The organism is Aeromonas sp. Y293-4 (assembly GCF_027705905.1).
Taxonomy (GTDB): Bacteria; Pseudomonadota; Gammaproteobacteria; order Enterobacterales; family Aeromonadaceae; genus Aeromonas; species Aeromonas veronii.
In genome coordinates this window covers 1-5,011 of record NZ_JAPDCI010000045.1, presented here as the reverse complement: position 1 = coordinate 5,011, position 5,011 = coordinate 1, and the positions used below count along the sequence as shown (strand labels likewise).

General features: G+C 47.9%; 5 protein-coding genes. 4 read left to right on the top strand and 1 reads right to left on the bottom strand.

What is annotated here, in order from left to right:
• Positions 1 to 633: 633 nt before the first annotated feature.
• Positions 634 to 1,554 (bottom strand): WYL domain-containing protein, encoded by a 921-nt coding sequence (locus tag OKC31_RS21340; RefSeq protein ID WP_223925307.1) that lies wholly within the window; start codon positions 1,552 to 1,554, stop codon positions 634 to 636.
• Positions 1,555 to 1,654: 100 nt separating this feature from the next.
• Between OKC31_RS21340 and OKC31_RS21335 the strand changes: the two genes are divergently transcribed.
• From OKC31_RS21335 to OKC31_RS21320, 4 genes are all read left to right on the top strand, one after another.
• Entirely contained in the window at positions 1,655 to 1,945 is a 291-nt protein-coding gene (locus tag OKC31_RS21335) for a DUF4258 domain-containing protein (protein ID WP_024943484.1), read from the top strand.
• Positions 1,946 to 2,101: 156 nt separating this feature from the next.
• Positions 2,102 to 2,581 carry an ADP-ribosylglycohydrolase gene (locus OKC31_RS21330; RefSeq protein WP_270657723.1) on the top strand — a complete coding sequence of 160 codons (480 nt, stop codon included), beginning with the start codon at positions 2,102 to 2,104 and terminating at the stop codon, positions 2,579 to 2,581.
• 525 nt (positions 2,582 to 3,106) lie between these two features.
• Complete coding sequence (locus tag OKC31_RS21325) at positions 3,107 to 4,720, top strand: hypothetical protein (protein ID WP_223925303.1); 1,614 nt, start codon at positions 3,107 to 3,109, stop codon at positions 4,718 to 4,720.
• A gap of 21 nt (positions 4,721 to 4,741) precedes the next feature.
• The gene (locus OKC31_RS21320) at positions 4,742 to 5,002 is read left to right on the top strand and encodes a hypothetical protein (protein ID WP_270657721.1); all 261 of its coding nucleotides are present in this window, start codon (positions 4,742 to 4,744) and stop codon (positions 5,000 to 5,002) included.
• Positions 5,003 to 5,011 lie beyond the last annotated feature (9 nt).

Genomic DNA, 5,011 nt, shown 5'->3' with positions numbered 1-5,011 from the left:
GCTACACGCCGAAACAGCGCTTGGCACAGGCCGCATGACCTCTACTTTTGAGTGCTCCAAAAAATGGGGGGATTACCGTCGCATTTGCTCTGCTTTTTCCCTAGCCTGAGTGACAACGTCGGGCATTTCTGTGGTCAATATTTCATCAAGGGTGCGTGCCATGGCTACCTCAAAAAAACACTCGTTGGACTGGGTCCTGAAAAAGTCATTTTGCGCTGAACGTAAGTGGCTAAGTTCTGTACAAGATATGAGCAGTATCACCGGTGTGGGTTGAGGTGTCTACGAATGGGCTCCAATGGAGTTTTTCGTGTTTGCTGCGGCTCTGCCGCCAGCAGCTGTACCAGTTGTAGGAGGGCTGTGTTGTTCCATTTATCACTACCGATAATGGTGTGAGATTGATGTGGTGATAGGTGTATGGTCGCGGAATGAGGTATTGCTGTTGAATCTTGAAGCTATCGATGAATTGTTACGGTTGGATCACAGAAGTGGGGCGGTGAAAACAGTCAGTAAAACAATGTCAGCCAAGCTGAGCTGACTGACATTAGGTTATCGTATAGCTCTTTTCTTTGTTAACGACATAGACAGTGGAAATTCCACCTTGTCCTAGAACTTGGTTGCGATTTTAGTTGAGCACTACATTAAACAAATCAAATCCGCGCTCTTGAGTTTGAAGGTGCAACCTTGCTTGATCAGCTCGTCCCGGTTGGCCAGTACCAGCGGGTAGAGCAGGGGATGTTGTTGGTGTTCACAGCTATAGCTCACTTGCATCCGCTCTAATGCGTAATGGACCAAGGGGATCCGTTGACTGATCAACAGCTGGTTCCCAGTCATGGCATAGTCTCTGGCAATGATGGCCTGCTGTCCCTCGCTGAGGCCTGGGTTGGGAACGACTACAGCGGTCACCTGGGTGTTCCACTCCAGATCTTGATCCCGGCCGTGGGGGGAGGCATCCAGCAGATCCGGTTCGCCCCGAAAACGACTCATCACAAAGTCCAGATATTCCCCCTTCTTCTCGCAGTAGGCGCGTACGTGCCAGCGGATCCCATCATAGACCAGAGTGTGGGGCACTATATTACGGCCACTCTGCTCCTCTGAACTGAGGGATACGTAGTCGACATCGACCCGCAGCTGGCCACGGGCCGCCTGCACCAAACCGCGCACAATCCTGGGGTCGATATGGCGGTTTGGCACATCTAGGATCTCGATATGGCCGTAGCGCAGATCCATCAGCGGAAGTGTCAGCAGGCCCGCTTCATGTTGTCGCTGGTGCTGCTTTTCACGGTGTAGCAGCATCAGGTACTCATCTACTTTTCCCTCACTAAAGCGCGGGACAAAGTGCTCTGTGGGTTTGTATCCCTTCAGGCTTCTGTCATAGACCAACCCTTCCGGTGAGTAGTGTGTCAGGTAGTGGTTGATATCCCGTGACGCCTGTTGGCGGCCGATATTGAAGGCGGTCATCAAATGATTGGTGGTCAGCCGTCCTTCCCACTGCAACACGATTTCCAGCAGACGAAAACGCAGGGTTTGATCCCAGGTGAGCTCTTTGGGTGCCATACGTGCTCCAAAATGCGACATGTTTATGTAACCAGTATCGGCATGAGTATACAGGCTACATATAATGAGTCCATCTAAATGAGCGCCAAAGGAACATGTCATGAACGGGAAGCTGGATAGTGCGTACAGCCATCACGCCGCGTGCCGGATGCAGCAGCGCGGTATTGCTCCCGAGCTGGTAGAGCTGCTGCTGAGCATCGGACGTTCTTCTTATCACCAGGGACGCGAACTGGTTTATCTCGATCGCAAAGGCGTGACGATGCTGCAAGCCGAGTACGGAGTGCCAGCGGAATGCTGCCAGCGGCTGCGCGGTCACTATCTGGTACTGCAAGACGGTGAGATTGTCACCGTCGGTCATAAAACCACCCACTTCAAACGCGATCGTCACTGAGGCGCTATGAACTCAAGACTGTTATCGGATCAGGCGGCCATGCCCCTGGTTAGGGGGATATATTGCCTACTGTCAGCCGAGCGAGCTAGGGAGCTAACCGTTCTGCTTGCCAAAGGCACGTGTCACCAAGAGGGTGAGACTTCACCACTGGCGGTGGTGACTGCACTGGCTATCCATGTCGAGCAACATCGGCTGGATCGCACTGCACAGCCCATCTATCTGGGGCGTGAGCAACTGATGACCGGTGCCGCCGATTTGCTGGGGGAGGCTGCTTGCTTTGAAGATCAGGATGCGTTTCGTCTGTTGGCGCTGCTACTCGACAAATTGCTGCGAGGAGGGCGTGGCAGTCGTCAGGCCAAGCTGCATGGATTAACGGTAAGCGTTATGGAGCAGCGGGCGCTGGCAGCAACATCTCCAAATAGCTGTGCTGTGTTGCGTGGGAGTTGGCGCCGAAAATCACGAAATCAACTCGGCATAAGTGATTGGCTCGCAGTGGTCGAATCTGCGCTCTGGTGTTTTTGGCATAGCGAAACACTGCAAAAGGGTGAAGCACTTCTTGGTGTGTTACCGAAGGCAGATATCCGAGTGCGCATTGTATATGGCATGTTGGCAGGAGCCTTTTACCTAGGGGACTAATCGAGGTCAGCCCATTTAGGGACGAACTGCCCCGTCACTTTAATCTCCGGATTACAGGCCTATCCTGACCGCAATCATGAGTTTTGTTGACGCAAAAAATGCCTTTATCAAGATAAGGTGCGAACAGGTCCTTAATGTGAGATAGTTTGCCCTGATTGGTATCTGGCATGAGGTCAGCGTGAGTCAGCAACTCAGCTTTGCGAGCCGCGAATTTAGTGGCAACTCCGGCATAAGTCGCACAGACACATTCATTGTTTACTTATTTGGTCTGTGTTCTGGGGCAACTATATGTGATACCGAAATAATATTAAATTTCAAAGGGGAGAGTGGTCATAGTATTTATACACTGGGCACAAAGCGTTGTAGTGGTTGTGATTACGTCGGTGACTACCGTCGAGGCGAGAGCATTCCTCAATGCTTAAAGTGCAAAATTCAGAGTGTTTTCATGGTTATAGTGAAATTACTTCATTTGCCTGGGTTATGTTTTCATCGTTTAGTCTAGAAAACTCAAAGGAGTGAAAAGCAATGATTGAAACAAAAGATAATGAAACTAAAAACACTACAGAAACCATACACTCGATTGTACATCTGATCGAAAAAGATGTTCTTAATCCAGATGACAGTGCGGATAATATAGAAAAGGCATTTTCGATTGATTTGGTCGGCGAGAATCGCCTAAAAGTAGGTGAAGTAGTTCAGTCATTCGTACAATCCTATAGCAATAAGTTAGACGAGACTCCAGATATAGCTTGGCTTGATAGTAAGTTTTCTCAGTATCCAACTATATGGAATGATATAGATGAACGAAACAAAACAGCGCGAATAATTGTTGAATGCGTCCAGATGTTTGAGGATGAAAAAAAGACTCTCATCAAATATCGTGAGCGAGGACTATCCCGTAGTAGTTATCTTAAAACAGCAATAGAAAATGGTGCTAAGGCTCAGGGGGTTAATGATATTGGAAGTTACGCTGCCGAAATCGACAGAGCCATAGAACAGGCAAATAATGACAATATTAAATTGATGTATAGAAGGGATGGTGAGATTAATCAATCATGGCATCTGGATGGTTTCATTGCCGAGCAACACCATGTCGAAAGTTTTAATATGGAAGCTGCTGCACAGGGAAGTAGTTACCGTGCGGAAGTACTTAAGCCAGCACCAGGTCAAACATATGGTAAGAATTCAGTCGATATAGTTATTCGAGATGGAAATGGTAAGATAGTCAAACGCTACCAGTCAAAATACGGTGCTAATGCGGACTCCACCAAAGAGCTTTTTGATAAGGGGGACTATCGGGGGCAAAGAAAATTAGTACCAGAAGGTCAAGGGAAAGAAATCAATAACAGCACGGAAATTATTGAACATGAAGGCGTAAAGTCAAAGCCTTTCTCCAAAAGCGATGCCAAGGAACGTCAGCGTAAAATCCAAGAAGAGCAGGATGCCAAACAATACGAATGGAATGATGTTAATAGTAAAGCTATTGCTAAGAATATAGGGCAGAAGGCTGGTGTGGCAGCTATGTTGGCAATTGGTTTTCAAGGTGCGCGTATTCTAGGTCGACGAATCTGGAATACTCTAAGAGGGAAGGCTAACAACAGCATTGAGGAAGATGTTATAGAGTTTGCCGAAAGTGCCTTAAAGTCGGGAGTCAGCTCTGGGCTAACAGTTGCTGTAACCGGCGGTATGGTTGTTGCCTGTAGAAGTGGCTGGCTTGGAGCAACTCTAAGCCGCACACCCGCTGGCCAAATTGCAAACGCAGTATGCGTCGGGATCGAAAATGTTAAAATCCTTGCAGATGTAGCATCTGGAAAAATCAGCGGCGAAGAGGCATTGGACAGAGCGGGTGATACAACTTGCAGCTTGATCGGCTCTTTGGCACTAGGTGCAGAGGGTGCAACAATAGGAGCCAACGTAGGCTTAATACTAGGACCTATAGGCGCCGTGATAGGGGGCATTGTAGGGGGCGTTATGGGTGGGATTGCCGGCAATTCTGTGGGACGTGCCATTTGGGAAGGTGGCAAAATTATCAGTAAAGTTGTGGCTAATAGCGTTAAAACCGCTGCATCACGCCTGTTAGAAGGTTCAAAAAGTGTAACTAATAGCATCGGTAATTTTTTCATTAGTGTTTTCTGTTAGTAATGGTGGGGTGAAATAAAAATGACAAAGACAATCAAATTTAATTTAATAGTTGATGGAAAACCGATCCGGAATTTGGATGAGCTTCGAGAGAACTTCAACATTGAGGATGTTCTTGCCTTCTATCGAAATGGTTTATTGAGTCGTTGGCTCGAATCACGTGATCTGACTGAAGAGTTTTCTGAGTTAAAAACAATATCAGAAGACGATGTAGAGGCAGGGCGAGATCGTGAACGTTTTGAAGCAATGTTAAGAGGATTTGACCGACCGATCTGGGTGTGATCTTATACT